Source organism: Collinsella intestinalis, assembly GCF_902501455.1.
In the GTDB taxonomy this organism is placed as follows: domain Bacteria; phylum Actinomycetota; class Coriobacteriia; order Coriobacteriales; family Coriobacteriaceae; genus Collinsella; species Collinsella intestinalis.
Genome location: NZ_CABWIC010000007.1, coordinates 407,413 through 431,151 on the forward strand (window position 1 = coordinate 407,413; position 23,739 = coordinate 431,151).

The 23,739-nt window shown below is 61.5% G+C and carries 20 protein-coding genes and 2 tRNA genes; 21 read left to right on the forward strand and 1 reads right to left on the reverse strand.

Annotation, left to right across the window (positions count from 1 at the left end):
* The first annotated feature begins 10 nt into the window (after positions 1–10).
* The 13 genes from AOBCEHNH_RS03110 (at position 11) to AOBCEHNH_RS03170 (ending at position 15,602) form a co-directional block, all read left to right on the forward strand.
* A complete protein-coding gene (locus tag AOBCEHNH_RS03110; RefSeq protein ID WP_152063124.1) occupies positions 11–1,066 on the forward strand; it encodes a phage tail tube protein in 1,056 nt (351 codons plus the stop codon).
* A 114-nt stretch (positions 1,067–1,180) separates the two neighbouring features.
* Positions 1,181–1,525 (forward strand): hypothetical protein, encoded by a 345-nt coding sequence (locus AOBCEHNH_RS03115; RefSeq protein WP_152063125.1) that lies wholly within the window; start codon positions 1,181–1,183, stop codon positions 1,523–1,525.
* A 228-nt stretch (positions 1,526–1,753) separates the two neighbouring features.
* Positions 1,754–2,188: a hypothetical protein gene (locus AOBCEHNH_RS03120; RefSeq protein WP_152063126.1), complete on the forward strand. Its 435-nt coding sequence runs from the start codon at positions 1,754–1,756 to the stop codon at positions 2,186–2,188.
* On the forward strand, positions 2,181–5,732 hold the full coding sequence (locus AOBCEHNH_RS03125) for a phage tail tape measure protein (protein ID WP_152063127.1): 3,552 nt from the start codon (positions 2,181–2,183) through the stop codon (positions 5,730–5,732). The genes AOBCEHNH_RS03120 and AOBCEHNH_RS03125 overlap by 8 nt, the downstream gene beginning before the upstream one ends.
* Positions 5,732–8,224, forward strand: a complete 2,493-nt coding sequence (locus AOBCEHNH_RS03130) for a fibronectin type III domain-containing protein (protein ID WP_152063128.1) — start codon at positions 5,732–5,734, stop codon at positions 8,222–8,224. Before AOBCEHNH_RS03125 ends, AOBCEHNH_RS03130 begins: the two co-directional genes overlap by 1 nt.
* Positions 8,217–9,329, forward strand: a complete 1,113-nt coding sequence (locus AOBCEHNH_RS03135; protein WP_152063129.1) for a hypothetical protein — start codon at positions 8,217–8,219, stop codon at positions 9,327–9,329. Before AOBCEHNH_RS03130 ends, AOBCEHNH_RS03135 begins: the two co-directional genes overlap by 8 nt.
* Complete coding sequence (locus tag AOBCEHNH_RS03140) at positions 9,329–9,613, forward strand: hypothetical protein (protein WP_152063130.1); 285 nt, start codon at positions 9,329–9,331, stop codon at positions 9,611–9,613. The genes AOBCEHNH_RS03135 and AOBCEHNH_RS03140 overlap by 1 nt, the downstream gene beginning before the upstream one ends.
* Before the next feature lie 49 nt (positions 9,614–9,662).
* Positions 9,663–10,700: a hypothetical protein gene (locus AOBCEHNH_RS03145; protein WP_152063131.1), complete on the forward strand. Its 1,038-nt coding sequence runs from the start codon at positions 9,663–9,665 to the stop codon at positions 10,698–10,700.
* 339 nt (positions 10,701–11,039) lie between these two features.
* Complete coding sequence (locus AOBCEHNH_RS03150; protein WP_152063132.1) at positions 11,040–11,381, forward strand: hypothetical protein; 342 nt, start codon at positions 11,040–11,042, stop codon at positions 11,379–11,381.
* Positions 11,382–11,391: 10 nt separating this feature from the next.
* Positions 11,392–11,682 (forward strand): phage holin, encoded by a 291-nt coding sequence (locus AOBCEHNH_RS03155; RefSeq protein ID WP_152063133.1) that lies wholly within the window; start codon positions 11,392–11,394, stop codon positions 11,680–11,682.
* 2 nt (positions 11,683–11,684) lie between these two features.
* Positions 11,685–12,617, forward strand: a complete 933-nt coding sequence (locus AOBCEHNH_RS08020; RefSeq protein ID WP_226803216.1) for an N-acetylmuramoyl-L-alanine amidase — start codon at positions 11,685–11,687, stop codon at positions 12,615–12,617.
* An 82-nt stretch (positions 12,618–12,699) separates the two neighbouring features.
* Positions 12,700–15,390, forward strand: coding sequence for a hypothetical protein (locus tag AOBCEHNH_RS03165; RefSeq protein WP_152063134.1), 2,691 nt, complete (start codon positions 12,700–12,702; stop codon positions 15,388–15,390).
* Positions 15,391–15,398: 8 nt separating this feature from the next.
* On the forward strand, positions 15,399–15,602 hold the full coding sequence (locus AOBCEHNH_RS03170) for a hypothetical protein (RefSeq protein ID WP_152063135.1): 204 nt from the start codon (positions 15,399–15,401) through the stop codon (positions 15,600–15,602).
* 100 nt (positions 15,603–15,702) lie between these two features.
* On the opposite strand, the gene AOBCEHNH_RS03175 is transcribed toward AOBCEHNH_RS03170, so the two are convergent.
* The gene (locus tag AOBCEHNH_RS03175; RefSeq protein WP_193221161.1) at positions 15,703–15,864 is read right to left on the reverse strand and encodes a hypothetical protein; all 162 of its coding nucleotides are present in this window, start codon (positions 15,862–15,864) and stop codon (positions 15,703–15,705) included.
* Positions 15,865–16,034: 170 nt separating this feature from the next.
* Here AOBCEHNH_RS03175 and uppS point away from each other — a divergent pair, with 170 nt between their 5' ends.
* From uppS to AOBCEHNH_RS03215, 8 genes are all read left to right on the forward strand, one after another.
* On the forward strand, positions 16,035–16,820 hold the full coding sequence (gene uppS, locus AOBCEHNH_RS03180; RefSeq protein WP_152063136.1) for an undecaprenyl pyrophosphate synthase: 786 nt from the start codon (positions 16,035–16,037) through the stop codon (positions 16,818–16,820).
* A gap of 27 nt (positions 16,821–16,847) precedes the next feature.
* Positions 16,848–17,708: a phosphatidate cytidylyltransferase gene (locus AOBCEHNH_RS03185; RefSeq protein ID WP_226803218.1), complete on the forward strand. Its 861-nt coding sequence runs from the start codon at positions 16,848–16,850 to the stop codon at positions 17,706–17,708.
* Complete coding sequence (dxr, locus tag AOBCEHNH_RS03190; protein ID WP_152063137.1) at positions 17,708–18,883, forward strand: 1-deoxy-D-xylulose-5-phosphate reductoisomerase; 1,176 nt, start codon at positions 17,708–17,710, stop codon at positions 18,881–18,883. The genes AOBCEHNH_RS03185 and dxr overlap by 1 nt, the downstream gene beginning before the upstream one ends.
* Positions 18,884–18,897: 14 nt before the next feature.
* Positions 18,898–20,340, forward strand: coding sequence for a M50 family metallopeptidase (locus AOBCEHNH_RS03195; protein WP_226803220.1), 1,443 nt, complete (start codon positions 18,898–18,900; stop codon positions 20,338–20,340).
* Between the two features lie 24 nt (positions 20,341–20,364).
* Complete coding sequence (gene ispG / locus AOBCEHNH_RS03200) at positions 20,365–21,426, forward strand: flavodoxin-dependent (E)-4-hydroxy-3-methylbut-2-enyl-diphosphate synthase (RefSeq protein WP_152063139.1); 1,062 nt, start codon at positions 20,365–20,367, stop codon at positions 21,424–21,426.
* Positions 21,427–21,626: 200 nt separating this feature from the next.
* Positions 21,627–23,336: a proline--tRNA ligase gene (locus tag AOBCEHNH_RS03205; RefSeq protein WP_152063417.1), complete on the forward strand. Its 1,710-nt coding sequence runs from the start codon at positions 21,627–21,629 to the stop codon at positions 23,334–23,336.
* A gap of 161 nt (positions 23,337–23,497) precedes the next feature.
* Positions 23,498–23,573, forward strand: a tRNA-Ala gene (locus AOBCEHNH_RS03210).
* Positions 23,574–23,596: 23 nt separating this feature from the next.
* Positions 23,597–23,672, forward strand: a tRNA-Ala gene (locus tag AOBCEHNH_RS03215).
* Positions 23,673–23,739 lie beyond the last annotated feature (67 nt).

Consider the following 23,739-nt stretch of genomic DNA (forward strand, 5'->3'; position numbering starts at 1 on the left):
GGAGATTCACATGTCCGTCAATCCCTCCATCGCGTTCGCGGCTGTCGCCTTGCAGACCGACCGTGACACCGCAGCCGAGACCCCCAAGTACCTGCACGGCCTGACTGGTGGCACCCCCTACGCCGTCTCCAAGAGCACCGCGTCCCGCGCCGTATCCTGCGGCAACCGCGCGGCCTCCAACGCCCGCGTCGAGTCCATCGAGGCCAACCCGACCGTGAACACGCTGTGCTACCCCGACGTGTTCCCGCTGTACCTCTACGCCGCCCTCGGCGCTATCAAGTCCAGCCCTGATTCAACCGCAGGCGCTGGCTACCATAAGCACGTCATCACCATGGGCGCCGACCTGCCGTACCTGACCCTGTGGGGCCAGCTCGACAAGGGCATCGGCAAGACGGTCGGCTGCCGCGTGGGCAACCTCCAGATCACCGCCTCCGGCAACGACTACCTCGACGCCGCGATCTCCCTCATGGGCATCGACTCCAAGTTCGGTCTCTCCGAGATCCCCGGCGCGCTCAAGGCTTCCTGCTACGACGGGCAGTTCATCACCACGGACTGCGAGTTCAAGCTCGACACCGCCAGCGCCGACCCGAAGGTCGCCCTCGTCTCCGAGGCATCCTTCACCATCGAGAACAACGCCGCAGCGCAGTCCTCGCTCGGTCGCGCCATGCCCCGCGACATCGGCATCGGCCAGCTGGCCGCTGGTGTGAGCGTGACCACCATCCCTGACGACTTCAAGCAGTTCCAGAAGATGCTCACCGGCTCCGAATCCGCCACCGACGTCTCCTCCAAGGTCGTCTTCGGCTCCGTGTACGCCAAGTTCGTCCTCGACTCCGACGCCAAGCAGTACATCGAGATCAAGTACGACCACGTTCCCTTCAGCGCCGAGTTCCCCGAGGCCGACCCCGAGGGCAACGAAGCCACGATCCAGTTCACCTGCGACTCCGCCATCGTCCGCGACGCGAAGTCCAGCCCTGTGACCATTACGGTCGTGAACAAGGTCGAGAACTACGCCGGTGCCGCAGCCGCCGCCATGTTCACCGCCAAGGCTCCCAAGGCATCCAAGTAGCAGACGGCCCCAGCGGATGGGAAGGCCCCCGAAAGGGGGCCTTTTTCATGCCGCGTCGGCGGGGGAGGGAGGGCCGATATTTCCCGCAGCGCAAACGGATGAAAGGAGCGCGCTGTGAAAAACGGAAAGTTCGTCTACTCCAAGCCCGGCAGCGATGAGGTCATCGGCGAGGTCGTCTACGCCAACGGTTTCACGATGCTCGCCCGCGTCGCCCTGAGCTCCAACGGAGTCAAGTACCCCGACTCCGCCACGGTGGCCTGCCTCGCTGGTCTTATTGCAGGCGAGGAGGCTGGTATCGAGGGCGTCGAGATCGGCAATCTGCACAAGGTCGATGAAATGAAGATCGCCCGCGCCATGTGCAAGATCGACATCGACCTCGTGGCCGAAGACGAGGACGAGGCCGAGGAGGTATCCGAGGCCGACGCAAACCCTACGGATACCTCTGGCGAGAACTGCTAGCCCTGAGCAGGTACGGGGGCATGTCGGTGCCGGAGGTAATCGACATGGCCCTCGGCATGCCGCGCCTGTTCTTGCAGATGGCATACGACGCCGAGCTAGCGGCGTCACGCGAAAGGGATGCGGACGGAAAGCCCGAGTGGAGGAAGCCGGGGGAGACAGCCGTCCGAGCGCGCGACAGGCTCCGCGCGGAACGCGAGGAAGCAAAGAGGCGGTTAGGGGTCGGCTGACGTGTTCTCAATCCGCGTTCAGAACCTCGACAACGTGATAGCTGGGCTCAGGGCCGTGGACTCCGAGATGGCGTCCGAGCTCAAGCGCGGCATCAAGGAGCTCGTGCGACCGACCTACGATAAGGCGAAGACGTACGCGGGCGGCTTGGGCGATAACCCCACGGGTTCCTACGCCAAGTCGCTCGCCCTGCGCACCTACGCGAACGGCGTGAAGTTCGTCTCCACCGACCCGGGCGGCGGCGTCATCGAGTTCGCCAATCCGGGTGCGGTGATCCTCGAGGGCAAGAGGGCTGGCCGCAGGGCTGGCGTACCGCTCGGCAGCGCACCTCCGCGCGCCCTGCTTCGCGCGCTTCTCGAGGACGAGGAAGAAATCGTGCGCGAGGTTAGCGACCTCGTGCAGAAGACCTGCGACGAGGGGTTGTTGAGCCTTGGGTAAAGCATCAATCACAATCGCCGTAAGCTCCGTATTCAACGGCAACGGCTTCGACAGGGCGATAGACGGCGCATCCAGGCTCGGAAACAAGCTGTCCCGCATGGAGAAGCTGACCGCCCAGAGCGCCAACTCCATGACCTCCAACATCGCCAAGGTCGGCGCTAAGTGGGAGTCCATGGGCGATCGGGTGGCCAAGGTCGGCGACAAGCTGACCAAGAGCCTGACCCTGCCGATGGTCGCTGGCGGCGCTTACGCTGGCAAGATGGCCGTCGAGTTCGACACCGCCCTCGCAAACGTCCGCAAGACCTCCGACCTCACCGAGTCCGAGCTCGAGGAACTGGCGAAGTCCGCCCTCGAGCTGTCCAAGACGCAGCCCGTGGACGCGCAGACCATCCTGAACATCGAGGCCCTGGGCGCGCAGCTCGGCATCAGCAACGGGAAGCTGGAGACGTTCGCCAAGACCGTCAGCGGCCTCGACATCGCAACGAACATGAACGCGGAGACCGCCGCCACGGAGATGGCCCGCTTCGCCAACATCGTCGGCATGGCAGAGGACGAGTTCAGCAACTACGGCTCCACGCTCGTCGCAATCGGCAACAACATGGCCACCACCGAGTCCGAGGTATCGCAGATGGCGATGCGCTTCGCGTCCGCCGGTGCGCAGGCTGGCATGTCCGAGGCTCAGATACTCGGCATGGCCGGTGCCATGAGCTCGCTCGGCATCAAGGCCGAGATGGGCGGCTCCGCGTTGTCGCAGATCTTCGTGTCCATCGGCAAGGCGGTCGCCAACGGCGGGGACGACCTCGAGGCGTTCGCCAGCCGCGCCAACATGAGCGCGGAGGAGTTCAGGCGCGCATGGGGCGAGGACGCCGCTGGGGCGTTCAACTCGCTCATCGAGGGCATCGGCGGCGCAACTGCTGCCGGTGAGGACATGAACGTCATCATGGGCGAGCTGGGCTTCACCCAGATTCGCCAGTCCGACGTCATGCGCCGCCTCGCTGGCTCGACGGAGGCCGTCACGCATAAGCAGAGCGTCCTCTCCAGTGCCCTCGAGCTTTCCACTAGCGCGTGGGAGCAGAACACGGCGTTGCAGAAGGAGGTTGACCAGAGGAACGAGTCGATGGCCTCGCGCATCGAAGTTCTCAAGAACAAGCTTAACGCCATCGCCATCACGGTCGGTCGCCCACTCGTCAACGCGGTCATTGACGCGGTTGAGGCGCTCGACCCGATGATTCAGGGCGTCGCAGACGCGGCGCAGGCCTTCGCCGACATGGACGAGGGCGGTCAGCGGGCAATCATCGCCATGGCCGGACTTGCGGCGGGCGCTGGCCCCCTCATGTCCCTCTCTGGCCGTCTGATGGATGGCTTCGGCTCAGTCACGTCCAATCTCGCCGTTTTCACTGACGCGATGATGAACCTGGACGGCGCGAACCTGCGCACCTACGGCAGCGCAAAGTCCTTCATCTCCGCGCTCGGTCTGTCCAAGAACGCCGCCGTGAAGGCCGCTGGCGGCGTGGACAAGTACGTCGAGGCGTGGGATGCGATGGTCGTGTCCGCTGGCAAGGTCAAGAAGGCCGAGAACGCCATGAACGCTGCCATGGCTGCATCCATGATGACCTCCGGCGAGGCGAGGCAATCCTTGCTCGCAAAGGCGAAGTCGCACAACCTTGACATGATTGCCGCTGTTGACGACTACAGGGCTAACGCGAAGCTCGTCTCTGCGTTCGGCAACTCGACCAAGGAGGCCAGGAAAGCCGCCGAAGGCATCAAGTCGCTTGAGCCGTCGCTGCGCGCCGTCGAACGTTCGATGGGGTTTAGCGAGGCAACCATGGAGGCGTACAGCGCCGAATTGGCAAAGAGCGCCGCAGAGGCCAAAGCCGCCGCCAAGAACGCCGACGGACTCGGACTCGCCATGAAGAGCGTGGCCATGCAGATGTCTGGAATCATGCTTGCAGGCACCGTGGCCGTGTCGGTCGGTCTCCTCGCCGCCGCGTTCGCAAAGTGCGAGGAGAGGATGCGCGCCGCCGCCAAACGCCAGGAGGAGCTTGCCAAGGCTTCCCAGACGTTCTCGGACGTTGCTGGTGGCTTGACCGCATCCGCCGAGGGCGTCGCAACGTCTTACGAAACTGTCGCCAAGGGCGCTCGTGAGGCCATGGAAGGCGTCTCCGAGATGAACGCGAAGGCGCAGGAGACGTTGAGCCAGTTCGCCGTGTCGAGGGAATCGCTCGAGAACTACGTCGCCACCATCGAACAGCTCGGCAATAAGGGGAGCCTGACGGCGCTCGAGCAGGGCAAACTGTCGCTCGCCGTCGAGGGCTACAACAAGATCACCGGAGACTCCGTATCTATCACCGACGCGGCCAGGGGCTCACTCAGCAAGAGCACCGAGAAGATTCTCGAGAACGCCCGCGCATGGGAGGAGAACGCCCGCAAGCAGGCGCTGCAAAACGTCGTCCAGGGCTATATCGAGGCCCAGGTCAAGGCGGAGATAGAGCTTAAATCCGCGACCGATGCTTACAACAGGGCACTTGCTGAAAAAGAGCTTGCCTACCAGAGACTTCAATCTGCCGCTGCTGCTGGTAGGACCGCAACGCAGGAGGAGCAGAAGGCATACGAGGACGCCTGCAATGCCGTTATCCAGATGAAGGGAGCGGTCGAGGAGGCGCAGGTCGGTGTCGATAGCGCATCGCAGTCGGCATCTGAAGCCATGGCTGCAATGGCGCTCAACTCCTCCAACCTCGCAGAGAGCGTCAAGAACGACATTGCCGCGCAGGAGCTCTGCTACCAAGACTTCGCAATCGCGGTCGCCACGAGCCTTCAGGAATCTGGACAGAGCGTCGGGACGTTCCAGGAGAACCTTGCGGCGCTCGGTGCCGACACCAGCAAGATGCGCCAAATCGGTTCCGCGAATTTTGACGAGCTCTGGAAGTCCTGCAATGGGGACGTTGGCCTGATGATCCAGAAGATCAACAGCTACAACGGCACCGACCTCAAGAACAAGGACGCAAACGTGCAGGCCCACGGCAACGTCCCAGACGGTTCCGCCAAGAGGGCCACCGACGACGCGAAGAAGTCCATCAGCAACCTCAAAGACAAAGAGGTGAAGGTCGAGGCCAAGGGCAACTTCGACTCGGCGCGTCACTCCATCTGGGACCTCGGCAACGCAATCGGCAACCTGTTCAGCAAGAACCTGAACATCAGCGCCAACGGTCTTCGCACAAAGCACGCTAGCGGAGGCATAGCCCTCCATGCGGCTGGCGGCATCGCAACCCGCGCAACCGACATCACGCGCCACATCGCTGGCGAGGCGGGTGCCGAGGCGATAGTCCCGCTCACCAACCGCCATTACGTTACGCCGTTCGCGCAGGTTGTGGCCCAGGAGACCGTCGCTGCCATGCGCGGCGGCAGCACTGCGCAGCGGGCAGGCAACACCTACGTGCTGAACATCAACGGCGCTCAAATCCAGTCCTCGTCGCCCCGCGTCATGGAAGCGGTCGAGGTGATCTTCAACGAGATGGAACTCATGAACATGATGGGAGTCCGATAATGGCAGAGGCATGGGGCGGAAACGTCCGCAACTGGCGAGGCGGCGTCGCGGCGTGGGTTCAGTCGGAGACCTCCACGACCGCCACCATCCGAGTGGTTGCACGCTGGCAGTCGCTCGCATATGGCTTCAACGTGGCGAACGGCAACACCGCCTGCGTGAGCTGCGATGGCCAGTCCAGCGGATGGGTCGGCGTCGGCGGGGTGTACGCTGGCAGGGGTCAGACTGTCACGAAGGACATGCTCGTCCGCGACTTCACCGTTGCCAAGCATTACGGCGACGGAAGGAACGTTGGCTGCTACGGAGGCTTCCACCTAGGTGGATTCCAGGTCGGCGATTCCGGAGCAAACTGCAACGTCTGGATCGGCGGCATACCCTACTCGGCACCTAAGCCTCCGGTTGGTTTCACGGCTGAACGCGAAAGCGACGATGTCGCCGTGCTCGAGTGGAGCGGCGATTACACCGGAATGGACGGCGCGTACCCGTGGTCAAACGTCCTCATCGAGCGCAGGATCGACGCTGGCGGATGGGGTCAGATAAAGGAACTGAACTGGGACGCCACGTCTTTCCGCGACTCCATCTCGGCCGGCCATCGCTATGACTACCGTGTGCGCTCGAAGGGACCGGGCGGACATTCCGGTTACGTGGAGTGCCCCGCCTACGTCTACACCACGCCAACTGCGCCGAGCGGCTGCGCGGCGGTCCGCAAGTCCGACAGCAGGGCGGACGTGTCGTGGCGCATCGCCGAAAACGCCGCCGAATCCTATAAGAACGTCCTGCTCGAGCGCAGGACGAACAACGGCGGCTGGGTGCAGATCGCAACCCTCGGAGCGACATCGGTCAACTATGCCGACACGGGCATCTCTGGGAACTCTCGCTATGACTACCGCGTAAGGGCCACAAACGGCCTCTACTCGGACTACAGCACCCAGAATGACTACGTCTACACCACGCCCGCCGCTCCCAAGTCGGTCTCGCTTGCCAAGATCGGCGGCACCCGCGTCCGCATCTCAATCGAGGCGGCTAGCCCCTGGGCGGACAGCTACCTCTACCAGCTCTCGCTGAACAGCGGCGGATGGAGTGCCGAGAAGAGCATGGGCGCGAGCATCGAGGTCGATGCTGGCGGCGGTTCCGTCAGGGCGCGTGTCCGGGCCAAGAAGGGCGACCTGTATTCCGGCTACCGCGAATCTGAAACTGTCACTACCGTTGTCCCGCCGAACGCCCCGACCCTCTCCGAGTTCGCCAACGTCTACGCGCTGCCCGCCACCGTGCGAGTTTCCTGGGCCAAGGCGCACCCCGACGGCTCCGCGCAGACAGCGGCCCAGGTCGAGGTCACCGACCCGAATGGCCATACGAGCGTCGTGGAGGTGACAACCGAATCTCATGCGGACGTAAGCGCGACGGTCGAGGGCGATCACCTAGTTCGAGTGCGCACGAAGGGCCTCGACCCGTCCTGGGGCGCGTGGTCCCCCCAGGGCACATTCCACGCCGAGAACGCCCCCACGGCGCACTTCGTCACACCGTCCTCCGATGGCGAGGTCATCGACCTCATCCCGTTCGTGGCAACGTGGGATATAGTCACGTCATCTGGCGTCAGCTCCCAGGAGATAAGGCTTCTCACCGAGACTGGTGACGTGCTCCACTCCGCGCAGCTGCCGGTCGATGCGCGTTCCTACTCGTTCTCGGTGGACACGTATCTGCCCCAGAATGAGAGAAAGTACATCGTCCAGCTCACGGCGCTGGACGGATACTCGCTCGTGGCACAGGCCAAGCGCCTGATCTCCACGAACTACGCCGAGCCTGCCGAGCCGAAGGTATCCGTCACCAACGTGCTCGGCGACCTCTCAGCGCGAATCGTCGTGTACAAGGGCGAGGGAGACAGCCCGGAGTCCCTGCTGACGGTGATGCCGACCGTGCGCCTGTCCGTGGCGCGCATGCTCGATGACGGCTCGCAGGAGATGCTCATCGATGACCTGGCGAGCGGCAACGAGGTCATCGACAGGTTGCCTCCGTTGAACGTGGATTACACCTATCTGGTCACTGCATACAGCGCGGCTGGCACGGCAACTACGGCTGAGGTTGTCGCCCATATCGACTCGGACGGGTCCGAGGCGTTCAACTTCGGCGTGGACGCTGGCAGGGCGATTTTGCTCGGATTGGACGCGGATGCAAGCAGCGGCACATCTCACAGCGGCGAGTGGTTCGAGTTCATCAACGGTGTCGGCTCCTCATCGCTGCCCGCGTTCTACCCGGACGGCGGTATGAGCTCCAGCTGCTCGCACTCCTACATCGTCACGACCGCAGACGAGTACCGCGAGCTTGACGCCATGAGGCGCGACCGCTCCAACGCCGTCTGCTGGTTCAGGGACCACTGGGGAGGACGCCACCGCGTCAAGGCCGACTGGACGCTCGGCTACTCGGCGAAGAACTACGGCACCTGGAATGTGAGCGCGTCGCTCACGGAGGCTATGTGGGAGGGTCCGCGCAATGGCTAGGTGGAGCGAGAGGTTCACGAACACCAGTTACCGCTTCATGCGCGTGGACCGCAAGACTGGCCTCGAGACCGCCGTCCTGAACGCCTTCAAGGGTGGCACCGTGACTAGGAACGACGACACGCGAATCAAGGAGAGCGCTGAGTTCCCGATGGTTGACGAGGTGGATTTCGGCCCCGACCTCGTGAGGGTCTACATGACCGTCGAATGGGCTGGAGGGGAGACCGAGGATGTCGTCCTCGGCACCTTCTTGCCCGTTGTCCCCGGCAGGTCCATCAGGGCAGGGTACTCGACGGCGGGCGTCCGCATGTATGGACGCCTGCAAGAGTTGCTGGATGACCGCTTCTCGTCACCCGTGACCGTATCAAAGGGCGAGAACGCCGTGGCCGTTGCAAAGAAGGTGTGCGAGGACTGCGGGCTCACCGTCGTCGCGGAGCCGAGCGACTACACCGTCACCGACACGAGGGCCTACGGCATAGGTGCGGAGCAGAACAACTCCGAGATCGGAGACACCAAGCTCGACATGGTGAACGACCTGCTGGACCTAGCTGGATTCCGAGCCGCGTTCACAGACCCGATGGGGCGCGTCGTGTTCGAGAAGTACCGAGACCCAGGCGAGATCGCCCCGTCGTGGACGTTCTCGCAGGACGACCCGAACGTTAGGCTCGACCCCGCTATCGAGGAGGAGCGCGACTACACCGACGCCGCCAACCATGTCGTCGTCATCTACGGCCCAGATGAGAAGGGCAAGGTCATCGCCTCCGAGGCGTGGGACCGTGACCCCGATAGCCCGCTTTCGACCGTAAGGCGAGGCAGGACCATCACGCGCGGCTACTCGTACATGGGACTGCCTCCAGGCAAGACGGACGGCGAGATGCAGGCATATGCGGACAAGCGCGCACAGACGATGCTGTCCACCGCCCAGTCCGTTATATGGCGTCTGAGGATGCGCCACCCATATGTTCCCGTCAGGGTGAACGACACGGTGGACGTCTCATACAGAAGCGGCGGCATCGAAGGCAGGTTCCAGGTGCGCGCCCAGACGCTCACGCTCGGCGGCGGCTGCGCCGTCGATTCCGAGGTCCGCGTTTTCAGGAGGAGGTCGTGATGCAGATGAGCCAACGCGAGGAGGCCGCTTACAGGGCGTTGGGCCGAAGGAGCGCAAAGGCGTCCAACAGGAACGCGCAGATGCCAGCTTTCAGGCGCGACCGCATGGTCGTGAAGGCTGTGCGCGGGAACGTGCTCGACGTGGACGGAGGCACATCAGCGATCCCCGTGAAGCTGTCCTCGGTGCCCATGACGACCGCCTGCTCCGGTGTGATGGTCGGCGACGTGGTTGTCGTAGACACCTACATGCACCAGCCGCTCGCGGTCGGGGTGCTCGCCAAGTAGCGGGGGAGCGCCCTCATACCATCCTCGAAGACAAAGATAGGAGCCCACCATGGCAAAGTCCGACGACCGTTTCCTAGTCCGCGCTTCCCAGGACGTCTCGCTCGATGGCGAGATCTGGGGCGCAGAAGTTCATATGAGCGACGGCAGCACGAAGACCTACGGCATAGCCGGTGCTGACGGCCAGGCCGAGGCCGCTCGCAAGGAGGCCGAGACCGCCCGTGTCAACGCCGAGGCAAATCGCGCCGAGGACGAGGCCGCCCGTGTGGACGCCGAGTCAAAGCGCGTCACAGCCGAGCAGGAGCGCGCCGCCCAGCAGGTCAAGAACAACGCCGACCAGGCGGCGAACAACGCCGCCGCGCAGGGATTGCAGGTCGTGAAGCTCAACGAGGGCCAATTCGACCCCGACACCCTCATGCCCACGGTCTCGGGCGAGGTCGGCAAACTGTACTTCGTCCCCATCCCCAGTCAGGCAATGAGCGCCCTCGCCGCGCTGATGGACGTGCCTGCAGGTGACGGTCAGGACAACTACCTTGAATGGATGAGCATCGACGGCAAATGGGAGCGCGTCGGCATGTCCAACGCCACGCTGGTCGGTCTCACCACCGACGAAATCGACCGTATCGCCGCTGGCGAGCAGGTTGCGAGCGAGAGCGTCCTAGGCGGCACCGGCCTCACGTATCTGTGGGCGAAGCTCAAGACCGCCTTCGCCGCTTTAACCCACAAGCACGTCACCGGGGACGTGACTGGCCTCGACGCGGCGCTCGGTGACAAGGCCACCAAGGCCGAACTCAAGACGGTACAGGATTCCTTAGGCCGGTTTACGAAGAGCGTCACAATCTGCGGCACAAAGACCGTCTCCTGCGATAGCACCAATGTGCAGCTCTTCACAAAGCAGGAGCTGGACTCGCTGGCATCTTCTGTCGGCGCGTCCGCCGGTACGGCAGTCATCAGCGTGACGAACGCCGACTGGTCCAAGGCCAACGTCGTGCCTCTTGGCGTTGTCATCACCGACAGCATCGTGGTCAGAACCGACGCGCTGGGAACGGGAAGCGCTGACCTCAATTACGCCATCACGTTCAGGGCTTAACTACCATGCGAGGCCGACCACGCCCGTGATTTTCAGATCGTGATACATGGCGGATGGCGCTTATGTAGCCGTCGAGGGTGTTCTGACGGCATTTGGCCGTCTTCGCGGTGATGTACAGATCGCAAGTCGCGGCGACGTTCATAGGTGATTCCTTTCTTTCAATTTATCGGTCGAAAACCCAGACCGTCTGGTCCGATTCTGCGCCTGAACGGTCTGGTTTTTTCATCGCACGGCGGTCCTCTCGGGGGCCGCCTTTCTCATGCAGCGCCGACCCCGTTCAAGCGGGGGAGGGCGGGCGTTTCATCGCGCCTAGACGAAGGCGGGAGGTGATTTACGCCAATGGACAACTTGATCGGCACCGCCGCCAACTACCTCGTCACCGCAGTGCTCGCCGCCCTCGTCGGGTGGCTCGGCTCGCAGATGAGGCGAGAGCGCGACGAGCGCGACAAGCGCAAGACGCACGACGACGCGATGGAGATGGGCATGCGCGCGCTGCTGCGCCAGCAGCTCATCGACTACCACCGCGAGTACGTCGTGTCGGGCGGACCGTGCCCCGTGCGCATCAAGGAGCAGGCCACGTCCGTGTACCAGGCCTACCACAGTCTCGGGGGCAACGGCACGGGCACCCAGCTCTGGGAGGAGATCATGCGCGCCCACGTGGACGCGCCAGACGACATCTAAGGAGAACGACATGCAGATCAACTGGAAGGTCCGTTTCAAGAACCCCGTGTTCATCGCGCAGCTCGCCTGCGCCGTCGTAATGCCGCTCATCGTCGGCATGGGCGCGGAGTGGGCCGACATGACCACGTGGGCCGCTCTCGGCTCCACCATCGCCGCCGCGCTCGGCAACCCAGTCGTGGTCGTCTCGATGCTCACGTCCGTCTGGGCCTGCATCACCGACCCGACCACCAGCGGCATCTCCGACAGCAAGTCCGCCCTGGAGCGCACCGAGCTCAAGGGCAATTACAAGAAGGAGGCCTAACCATGGCCAAGGTATTCGCAATCGCAGGCCACGGCGCAGGGGACCCCGGCGCTTGCGCCAACGGCTTCAGCGAGGCCGCTCAGGTCCGCAAGCTCGCCGCCCGCATGCAGGCCCTCGGCGGCTCCGAGGTCATCGTCGGCGACATGAACCGCAATTGGTACAAGGACAACGGCATCGGTCGCGGACACTGCCCCAAGGGCGTCCCCGTCATCGAGCTGCACATGGACAGCGCTGGTGCGGGTGCCAAGGGCGGCCACGTCATCATCAAGGAGGGCTTCAACCCCGACGCCATCGACAACGCCCTCGCGGCCTTCATCGGCGGCTTCTTCCCCGGTCGCTCCAAGACCATCGTCGGACGCTCCGACCTCGCCAACCCGAACCGCGCCGCCCGAGCTGGCGTGAATTACCGCTTGGTGGAGTGCGGCTTCATCTCCGACGCCGGTGACGCCGCCAAGTTCGATTCCCAGATTGACGAGCTCGCCAGGGGCATCCTCGCGGCCTTCGGCATCGGCGCGTCCGCCCCCGCACCCGCGCCCGCGCCCGCCCCGCAGCCCGCCCCCAAGCCGCAGGGCCTGGCCGTGGACGGCTACTGGGGCGAGGCCACCACGCGCCGAATCCAGGAGGTGCTCGGCTGTCCGTTCAAGGACGGCAAGATTTCCCGCCAGAACCCGCAGCACAAGCACCGCCTCAAGGCCTGCACGGGCGGCTGGGAGTTCTCCGCGCCCTGGGGCGAGCAGCCGGGCTCGCAGACCATCGGCGCGATCCAGCGCGCCTGCGGTGTCCCCGCAGACGGCTTCATCGGCCCCGACACCATCAACGCCATGATCCGCCACTTCAAGCCGACCTCCGGCGCGAAGGTGGAGGACGGCAAGCTCGACGCGGGCTCCCCGACCGTCAAGGCCATGCAGCGCGCGCTCAACGAGGGCCGCTTCTGATGGCGGGAGGCATCATCATCATTTGCTCGCTGTGCGCCGTCGCGCTGGCGAGCTACATCATCGTGAAGATTGGAGGCCGCTGATGCTGGTCCACACAGCGCAGGTGCGCGGTCGCAAGATCGCATGGGACAAGCGGGAGGTCGTGCAACATGGTCTCAACGCGGACCGCATCAAGTTCGACCTGGACTCCGAGTTCCGCGGCTGCGATTCATACCAGGTGGTCCTCTGCGGCCCGTCGCTCGAATCGCCCAAGCGCTACATTCCGGACAAGGACATGACGGTCGCCGTCCCGCCGTCGCTCATGGAGTCCACAGGCCCCGTCTCCACGTGCCTCCTGGGCTACGTCGGCGGCGAGGTCCGCGTCGTGACCGCGCAAGAGCGCTACCCGCTCGTGGTCGTGGAGTCGGGCTTCACCGGCCCGCTAGACCCCGGCGAGGAGCAGCCCGACCTGTGGGCGCAGATCATGTCCGCAGAGGCCGCGCGAATCGAGGCCGAGCTTGTGCGCGAGGCGGCTGAGACCGCCCGAGCCGACGCGGAGGCGAAGCGCATCGCAGCAGAGAAGGCCCGCGAGACCGCGAGCGCCGAGGCCGTGAAGGCAGCGAACGAGGCTGCCGCGAAGGCCGAGCAGGCCGCGCGGCAGGCCGAGGACCGCGTCACCGCAGCCATCGCCGAGGTCGCCGAGGCGGAGCAGGCCCGAACCGAGGCCGAGAAGGCGCGCGCTGCGGCGGAGTCCTCGCGCGCAGAAGCGGAGGCGGCGCGAATCGCGGCGGAATCCAAGCGCGAGTCCGCCGAGGCGAAGCGCAAGGCCGACTCGGCCAAGGCCGTAGCAGATGCGAGCGCGGCCACCTCGGCAGCCAACGCGGCAGCGGGGAAGGCGGACGCGGCGGCGCAGACTGCGACCGATGGCGAGGCGTCCCGCGTGGCCGCCGAGACCGCCCGAGCCAAGGCGGAGCAGGCCCGCGCGACCGCCGAGACGGGGCGCGTGGAGGCAGAAGCAACCAGAGCCGCAAATGAAACCAAGAGAACAGAGACATTCAACACTAAACTTGTCTCTTGGAATTCAAAGGTGGATGCAGCTTGCAAGAAGGCAACAGATACAGCGAGCAAAGCGGCGCAGGACGCGAAGACGGCCACAGACGCGGCTATTGCCAAGACTGAAGAAGCAACCCAAGCAGCTGTAGCCAAAGCGCAGACAGCCACAGACAACGCCACAACGGCAGCGAACAAGGCCGAAGCGGCAGTTGCACAACTACCAGTTCCTTCAGGAAACGTTTTAAAGGGTGAAGCGGAATCAACCTTCATTAATCTCCATGACTCTTGGAAGGCACCGATTCTTAAAGGCAAAGTCTTAGGGCAGAGCAATCAACTCACAACCACTGGCAAGAACCTATTAGGCGGGGAACGCTACGTATCTGGTTACAACATCAGAGGATTTAAGAACATCCTGAAGCCAAACACCAAATATACCTACTCAAGTAGCGGTATCACAGACGGTAAAGCGGGCTTTAAACTTCTCGCCTTCAACGCCCAACAGAGCAAGGAGATTGGCCTGACAGTCGGTTATATCAAGAACGCTTCCGAAACCTTCACCACGCCAGAGAACATCGGTGAGTTTGAAGAACTCTTCCTTGGCGGCAATTACACCGATGCTGGAAAGAACTGCATTAACAGTCATTTCCAAATCGAAGAAGGCGCAAAGGCAACCGCTTATGAACCCTACACGGGCGGCAAACCATCCCCATCACCTGATTGCCCCCAAGAGATAACCAATCTCAACAAGGCTGAATTGGTGGTTGCGGGCAAGAATCTACTCGGAATTTACAGTCTTCCAAATCAGCCCGATTCAGGTATTTCTGCGAGTATGGAAAACGATAAATCAGTCATAGTTAATGGCATGACTACTAGTAGCAATATTGATATAAAGATAATCGATGACAACACTAGGGTGACACTCCTAGCAGGGGTTTATACACTCAGCGTTGATTCCATCGGATTCCCGAAAGACTGCATATTTTTCATTCGCAATGCTTCTGACAATACGTGGCTTGCGAATACCAATGTGGAAAATCCGACAATCACCATCTCTTTGGACAAACCAACGATAATCAGCGAGTGCAGCGTGCGTGTACCAACGGCTGGCACTAAGTTTTCCAATGCTCGTATCGCCGTACAGCTCGAAGTCGGCGGCAATGCAACTGGGTATACCGCGCCCGCGACGAAGGCTTTAACCCCAATTGACTTAAAGGGTAATGAACTTTGCTCACTACCCAATGGGGTAACGGATGAAGTTGTAATTGACGCTGAAGGCAATGTTAGCCTAATCAAGCGAACTAAACAGTATGACTGGAATTGCGCTCAGGTAATCAAGGGCACGGGACGCAATTACGCGGTTGATAAGGTTCTTGACATTGGGGCGAACTACACGGGGCTTGTCGCGGAAAAGGCTATCAATACTGTCAACAACACCATCGGTATCTGCTACGTCAATCAAAAGATGATTTACGTCACAGTCCCCGAATCGGTGACAACGAAGGAACAGGCCAATCAGCTCTATGGCGGAATGAAGGTAATCTATCAGCTTGCCGAACCGCAAACCATCCCTCTAGGCAAGGTTGAACTCCCCGCACTTCCAGAAGCAACCTCAAACGTCTGGAACGATGGCAACATCCCCGCAAACGTCTATATCAACTACCTAAAAGACGTGAACATCGCCTTCGCAGACCTCGAATCCAAGCTCACCCAGGCGGTCGTGGCAGCCGCCGCGAACCTATAGGAGGAACCATGTTCGACCTCTCCACCTTCGTCTTCGGCGGCATCATGGACGGCATCGCCCAGGGCCAGAGCCGCTTCGTCATCACCGAGCGAGCCGCAGCTTGGATGGCGCGGGGCGTCCTCGCGCCCGAGCAGATGCAGGCCATCTCCGACGCGCTGGACGCACGCGACGCTCCCGCCGAGGACACCCCGACGGTCATTCCAGAGATCTAATCGCAACGCCCCCTCTCGCATCGCGCGGGAGGGGGTGCTTTTGTTTTCGATTGGACTAAGTTGCGCCCCTCCACTGCCTTCGGGTTGTGGAGGGCTTTTTCTATTTCGCGCCCCGGTCCTCCCACATGCGGTCGAGCGATTCAGCGCAGGCACCGAGCGCGGCGATGACGAGCGCGAGCCTGGGGTCTGGCCGCTCTGCGGACACGTCGGACAGGACGGCGGACGCGCCCTCTATGGTCTCGGTCAACTCGGGGATGGTCATGGGTTGCTCCTTGGTCTCGGCGCCCCTCGTGGCGGGGTGTTTCTGTGTCCCAAGTGTGTCCCTAATGTATGTTCTTGTGAATCTTATCGGTCTGATAGAATGTATAACCCGAGCTACAGACTCTTAGGAGGTTTACAGTTGCTTATCTTTCAGAACATGGAGATCTAGTCATGAACTATGACATCGAAAAGCTCAACGAGTTCTTCGCCGAGCATCCCGATGACATCTCGATCGCAGATATCGATATGGCGCGTATTCCGCGCCATATCTCCTGCATCATGGACGGCAACGGCCGATGGGCGACCTCCCGTGGTCTCGGTAGGGGAGAGGGCCATAAGGCCGGTATCGTGGCGCTGCAAGACGTCATCACCGCTTGCGTTCGTATGGGCGTTGACGTTTTGTCCGCTTACGCCTTTTCCACGGAGAATTGGAATCGCCCTCAGGCTGAGGTCGATCTGCTCATGTACCTCTTCGCCAAGACGTTCGTCGATGAGCTGCCTTTGCTCAAACGTGAGAACGTGCGCGTCGAGTTTCTCGGTGACATCTCTGCGCTCCCCAAGAAGACCCGCGACGTCTTTGAGCGCGGTCTTGCCGAGACGCGCGATCATACGGGCATGACGCTCGCCCTCGCCGTCAATTACGGCGGGCGGGCCGAGATCACCCGTGCCGTCAGGCATATCGCTGAGGCCGTTTCGACAGGCGATATTGCCGTCGAACAGATCGACGACGCCCTCGTTGCCGATCACCTCTATACGGCGGGTCTGCCTGATCCCGAGCTTGTCATCCGCACGTCGGGTGAGCTGCGTGTCTCGAACTACCTGTTGTGGCAGATCGCCTATTCCGAGTTTTATATCACCGATACGTATTGGCCCGATTTCGATCGATGGGGGCTTGTCCGCGCCATTGCCTCGTTCCAGGGCCGTGACCGCCGATTCGGCGGTCTTTCCCGGGCTTAAGGCCGGGGGAGTCTCAAGGAGTTCATCTTGGATTCTAAGGAAGCTACCTCTAAAGCTGCGGCGACCGTGAAATCCGGCGGTCGCCTTCATTCGTTTATGGTGCGAGCCGGGGCCGGCATCGTGTATGCGGCGCTTTTCATCGGGTCTTTGTTGTTCGGTGTCGTACCCACTGCCGTTTTTGCCTCGGTTATGTCGGTGCTTTGCTGCTATGAGTTTTATCGCATAATGCGACTGGACGGTAAGGTTCCCAATGAATTCGTGGGACTCGTCGCCTCGGTGCTTTTCCCGCTGTCCGTCCTGGTCGACCCCGTGTGGCTCACGGTCATCAATTTCCTGCTCGTGTTGCTCTTGGGTCTGTGGTATGTGAAGAACCCCCGCACGCGCATCGCCGATGTGGCGGTGACGGCTTTCGGCGCCATCTACACCGGCTACATGCTATCCGCCATCGTTTTGCTTCGCGAGGCCATTCCCGGCTGGGAGGGCGCGTTGCTGTCCATCGGCGTCTGTGCTTCCCTATGGCTCTCAGATTCCTTTGCCTACATGGTCGGTAGTCGCTTTGGTAAGCATAAGATGGTTCCCAAGATCTCCCCCAAGAAAAGCTGGGAGGGTTTCTTCGGCGGACTTTTTGGTTCCGTCGTCGTATGGATCATTATCTGGTGGACGGGCCTGTATGAGATCAACCTCTGGTTCTCCATTCTCTGCGGCGTGGTGGTATCCATCATGGGCGTGTTCGGTGATCTGCTCGAGAGCCGTATCAAACGAGGTGTCGGCGTCAAGGATTCGGGCAATCTCATTCCCGGGCATGGCGGCATGCTCGATCGGTCCGACTCTTTGATCGTCGGAGTCATCACAGCCTATCTTATGCTTCACCTTGGGGGTGTCCTGTAATGGCTGTCGTCGACACGCCTTCACGTACGCGCGTTGCCATCCTCGGCTGTACGGGCTCTATCGGCACGCAGGCGCTCGATGTTTGCAAGCAGCACTCTGACAAGCTCGAGGTCGTTGCGCTGAGTGCGCATTCGCGCACCGAGAATCTGGTTCATTTTGCACACGAGTTTGCTGTGCGACATGTGGCGGTCACGTCTGAGGCGCATCGTGGCGACGCGGTCCTCTCGGAGCTACCCTCCGCGTGCGAACTACATACCGGCTCTCGTTGTGCCGAGGAGCTCGTCGAGCTCGAGGATGTAGACGTGGTCCTCGTCGCAATCGTGGGCGCCGCGGGCCTTTCTGCCAGTCATGCTGTTCTCAAGAGCGGCAAGCGATTGGCGCTTGCCAACAAGGAGTCCCTGGTCGTGGGTGGCGATTTGCTGATGCCCATGGTCCAGCCGGGTCAGATGCTTCCCGTTGATTCGGAACACGGTGCCATTTTCCAATGCCTGCTCGGTGAGAATCCGCGCGAGGCGCATTGCATCTGGCTCACGTGTTCGGGCGGCCCGTTCTATGGGCGTACTCTCGATGAGCTTGCCGATGTTACTCGTCATGATGCCTTGGCCCATCCAACGTGGAACATGGGTGCGAAGATCACCATCGATTCCGCCACCCTCATGAACAAGGGTCTTGAACGCATCGAGGCCATGCATCTGTTCGGTATGGATATCGATCGCATCAAGGTGCTCATCCAGCGTGAGTCCAAGATTCATTCCATGGTCGAATTCGAGGATGGCTCGGTCATGGCGCATCTCGGTGCCTCCGATATGCGCATTCCCATCCAGTATGCGTTTTCGTATCCCGAGCGCTGGTCCACTCCCGCCACGCGTGTCGATTTCCGCGAAATCGCGCAACTTACATTTGGTGCGCCGGATATGGAATCCTTCCGCTGCCTCAAGCTCGCCGAAATCGCCGGCAAGCAGGGGGGTACGCTTCCCTGCGTGCTTAACGCCGCTAACGAGGTCGCCGTCGACGCATTCCTGCATGACGCCTGCACGTTTACTGGCATCGCCGATGTAGTGGAGGCGTGTATGGATGAGCACGACTGCCAGAAGGTCGTTTCCTTCGAGCAGCTGGCCGATGTCGACGCATGGGCTCGTGAGCAGGCGCGAGGTATCATCTCGTCCCGTTTCTGATGAGTTTGGATTATATGGACGCTTTATTTGGAATTCTCGGCCCCATCTTTTGGGGCCTTCTGCTTCTGTCGGTCCTCGTGTTCGTGCACGAGGGTGGACATTTTCTCGCCGCGCGGGCGTGCGGCGTTCGCGTGCTCGAGTTTTTCCTCGGCATGCCCTGTCGTTTCAACATCCACCACGTTTCCAAGCGCATCGGCACGAAGTTCGGCGTGACCCCGATTCTTCTCGGCGGGTACGCTGAGATTTGCGGTATGGATCCAACCGAGGTCCCCTGCGCCCCGCAGGTCCTTGCTTGTATTCATCGTCATGGTACGGTTGAGCTCGAGATCGTTGCCGAGGAGCTTGGTCTGTCGTTGGATGACGTCCAGGATGCCTGCTCGCTGCTCTATGGCTGGGGCTCCATCATCCCCGTTGAGGTTGAGGTCGAGGATGTCGAGAAATCCCACGGCGGCGACTTTCCGCAGGCGTTTGCCGCGGTCTCTCGCGATCGGTCCGGTAATACGGTTTATGACGGTCGCACGTTCGATCGCGAGCATGCCACTGACGAGGGCGATCCCTGGATCCCTCCCATGACCGATGCCGAATTCTTCGAGCTTGAGCGTTCTCATACGTACATTGGCAAGGGATTTTGGAAGCGTGCCTTCATGTTGGTTGCGGGTATCGCCGTCAATATCCTGACTGGTTTTCTGCTCGTAATCGCGGTCTATTCCGCGCTCGGTGTCTCAACACCCATGGACCTCAACGTCCTGGGCGATATCGTCGTTGATTCTCCCGCTCAGCAAGCTGGTCTTCAGAAGGGCGACCGTGTGATTGCCGTCAATGGGGAGCAGGTCGCCTCTTGGATCGAAATGACTGATGCCTTGAACGCCACCGGCAAGAAGGACCCGGTCGAGCTTGAGCTGTGGCGTCCCAACAACCAGAGCGATGCGTTCGAGCATCTTCCCTTTGACGAGAATTCGGGAGACGATTCCTGGGCTCGCGAGAACGGCTCGTTCATGAGTGTCGAGGTGTCGTTCGACCCCGACGGGATGTTGGGTATCAATGCACCTGTAAAGGTGATTCGCCTCAGCCCGTTGCAGTCTTGCCAGATTGCCATCGACAACATCGTCACTACTGCGCAGTCTGTCGCCAGCCTTCTCAATCCGCGTCACACGATGGAGGTGCTCGACAACTCAACGTCAGTCGTCGGCATTTCCGTGATGTCTGCTCAGGCAGCTGCGGCCGGTCCTGCCACGTTCCTCAACTGGGCGGCGCTCATCTCGTTCTCCCTTGGTTTCATGAACCTGCTGCCCATTCCGCCTCTCGACGGAGGCAAACTGTTGATCGAGGCGATCCAGGCCGTTACGCGTCGAAAAGTTCCGGTCAAGGTCCAGACGGTTATTTCCATGATCGGTATTGGACTGTTCGGCTTGCTGTTCGTCTACATGTTGGGCTCGGATATCCTCCGCTTCTTCTAGCGGTGGCAATGAAAGGGGAGTGCCATGCAAGGTCTCGCTCGTGAGCGCACGCGTCGTGTGATGGTGGGTTCCGTGCCCTTAGGCGGCGGGTCTCCGGTCGTGGTGCAATCCATGACCTGCACACCCACCGTGGATGCCGATGCAACGCTTGCCCAGGTCAACGCATTGGTTGACGCGGGATGCGATCTAGTTCGGGTCACCGTGCCCTCACGGGAGGCGCTGGGGCCCTTCGAGCGCATCTGTCGCGAGTCTCCTGTGCCGATCGTGGCTGACATTCATTTCGATTACCGCCTCGCGATCGGAGCTGTTCGGGCTGGAGCGGCCAAGCTGCGCATCAACCCTGGCAACATTGGTGACTGGGAGCGCGTCGACGCCGTGATCGATGCGGCTGGTGAGGCGGGTGCGGCCATTCGCATCGGTGTCAATGCCGGTTCGCTCGACAAGCGTATCGCCGAGCGTGACGGCCTGACGCAGCCGGAGAAGCTCGTCGCCTCGTCGCTCGAGTTTGTAGAGCATTTCGAGAAGCGTGGATTCGACGACATCGTGCTTTCTGCTAAGGCGCATAGCGTGCCCACCACGATCGAGACGTATCGCGCGCTTTCGCGCGAACTGCCCCATGTCCCGTTGCATCTCGGCGTGACTGAGGCGGGCACCGTGCAGCAAGGTACGATCAAGAGCGCCGTGGGTCTTGGTGTGTTACTCGCCGAGGGCATCGGTGACACGATGCGCGTGAGCCTCACGGCCGATCCAGTTGAGGAGCCGCCGGTGTGCTGGGGGATCTTGCAATCGCTTGGTCTGCGCCGTCGCAGTCCGGAGCTCGTGAGCTGCCCCACGTGCGGCCGTACTCAGGTGGATCTCATCGGCCTGGCGGAAGAGGTGGGGGAGCGGTTGAAGGGTTGCTCCAAGCCTATCTCCGTCGCCGTCATGGGTTGCGTGGTCAACGGACCCGGAGAGGCGAGCGATGCCGATGTGGGTGTTGCCTGCGGGCGCGGTGTCGGCATGGTGTTTCGCCATGGCGAGGTTATCCGCAAGGTGCCCGAGGACCAGATTGTGGATGCGCTCATGGAGGAAATCGACAGGCTTTGATCAATCCCACCGCTCTGGTCCAGACATAATTCCTTCAGGCGTGGTTCGCCTTCGTCATCACAAAAACGCCTTGCGGAAATATGTCTGGACCGGAGCTGTGATTACTCTACAGCCAGACAAGATTTCGGCGCATTAGCTGGTATTATCGAAGCGTTTGACGCAATTGATATAAGGAGGTCGCTGTGTCTAAGACCCGAGCGATGAAGATGTCCAATCTGTATGCCCCCACGCTCAAGGAGGACCCCGCGGAGGCCGAGCTCGCGAGCCATCGCCTCATGTTGCGTGCGGGTATGATCCGCAAGCAGGCGGCGGGTCTTTACAGCTACCTGCCCCTCGCATGGCGTTCTCTGCGCAAGATCGAGGATATCGTCCGCGATGAGATGGACGCCGCCGGCGCCCAGGAGCTGCTCATGCCCATTATGGTCGATGCCCAGGTGTGGCGCGAGTCCGGTCGCTACAACGTGTACGGCCCCGAGCTCATGCGTATCTCCGATCGTCATGAGCGCGAGTTCGTTCTCGGCCCCACCCATGAGGAGACTGTCACCGACCTCATCAAGAACGAGCTCAAGAGCTACAAGCAGCTTCCTGTGAACCTGTACCAGATTCAGGACAAGTTCCGCGACGAGATGCGCCCCCGCTTCGGCCTCATGCGCGGTCGCGAGTTCATCATGAAGGACGGCTACTCCTTCAACGCCACGCAGGAGTCCCTGCAGGAGACCTATGACGATATGAAGCAGGCCTATGCGAACATCTGCGAGCGCTGCGGTCTCAAGGCGCTGCCCGTCGTGGCCGATTCCGGTCAGATCGGTGGCGACACCTCCGTTGAGTTCATGGCTCTCGCCGACGCCGGTGAGGCTGCTCTCGTGTACTGCGACGCTTGCGGTTACGCTGCGGACGACGAGGCCGCTTCCACTCAGGTCGCCGTTACTGAGGGTCCCGGCGACGGCACCCTGCAGAAGGTTCATACCCCCGGACTCACGACCATCAAGGAGGTCGCGGAGTTCTTCGAGTTCCCCGAGAACGGCACGCGCAAGGCGCTCGCCCTCATCGACGTCGAGGGCAATCCGGTTGTCGCCATCGTCCCCGGCGATCATGAGCTCAACGACTGCAAGGCCGAGCATCTCTTTGGCGAGGGCTTCCACCTCATGACCGACGAGGAGCTTGAGCAGTACGGCCTTTGCAAGGGCTTTATCGGGCCGGTCAACCTGCCCGAGGGCATTCGCCTTGTCTGCGATGTCACCCTGCGCGATTCCAAGCAGTGGGCATGCGGTGCCAACGAGGTCGATTACCACTTTACCGGCGCCTGTCCGGGTCGCGATTTCGAGCCCGACGCATGGGAGGATCTCATCACGGTCGTTGCCGGCGACCCCTGCCCGCATTGCGTCGCCCCGCTCGCCGGTGCCCGTGGCATCGAAGTGTCCCAGGTCTTCCAGCTCGGCACCAAGTACTCCGAGGCCATGGGGGCGACCTTCGCCGATGAGAACGGCGAGGAGAAGCCTTTCCTGATGGGTTGCTACGGTGTTGGCGTTTCGCGCACCCTCGCCGCGTCTGTCGAGCAGCATCACGACGAGAACGGCATTATCTGGCCCGTGTCGATTGCCCCGTACGAGGTTTCCATCATGCCGCTTGACCCGACGATCCCGGAGTGCGCCGAGGTTTGCGACCGCCTGACTGCGGAGTTCTGCGAAGCGGGCATCGAGGTCATCGTCGATGATCGCGACATCCGTCCCGGCGTGAAGTTCGCCGATAACGACCTTATGGGCTTCCCGTACCAGATCGTGCTGGGTAAGCGCGGTCTCAAGAACGGCACGGTCGAGCTTAAGGATCGCGCTACGAGTGAGCGCGAGGACGTTGCGATCGATGAGGTTGCCTCCAAGGTCGCCGATCTTGTGATCTCGCAGCGCCGTTAGAGTTTGTCCTTCATGGGCGCACGTGCTCAAAGCATCGTGCGCCCATGTTGTTGTGCAGCGTTTACCTGGGAGAACCTCCAATATCAGACTTCTTTTCAAAAAAGTCTGAAAAAGTGCTTGCACAGCTTTCGAGGTTCCCGTATAGTACTTCTTCGTTGCAAGGGGGCGTAGCTCAGCTGGGAGAGCGCTTGACTGGCAGTCAAGAGGTCAGGGGTTCGATCCCCCTCGTCTCCACCACTTGCTTCTTTCTTTCTCTTCATGGGGGCGTAGCTCAGCTGGGAGAGCGCTTGACTGGCAGTCAAGAGGTCAGGGGTTCGATCCCCCTCGTCTCCACCATGAGATTTAAGGCCAGGGTTTTCGCCCTGGCCTTTTTATTTACGATTTTCATGATTCTGTATATTTC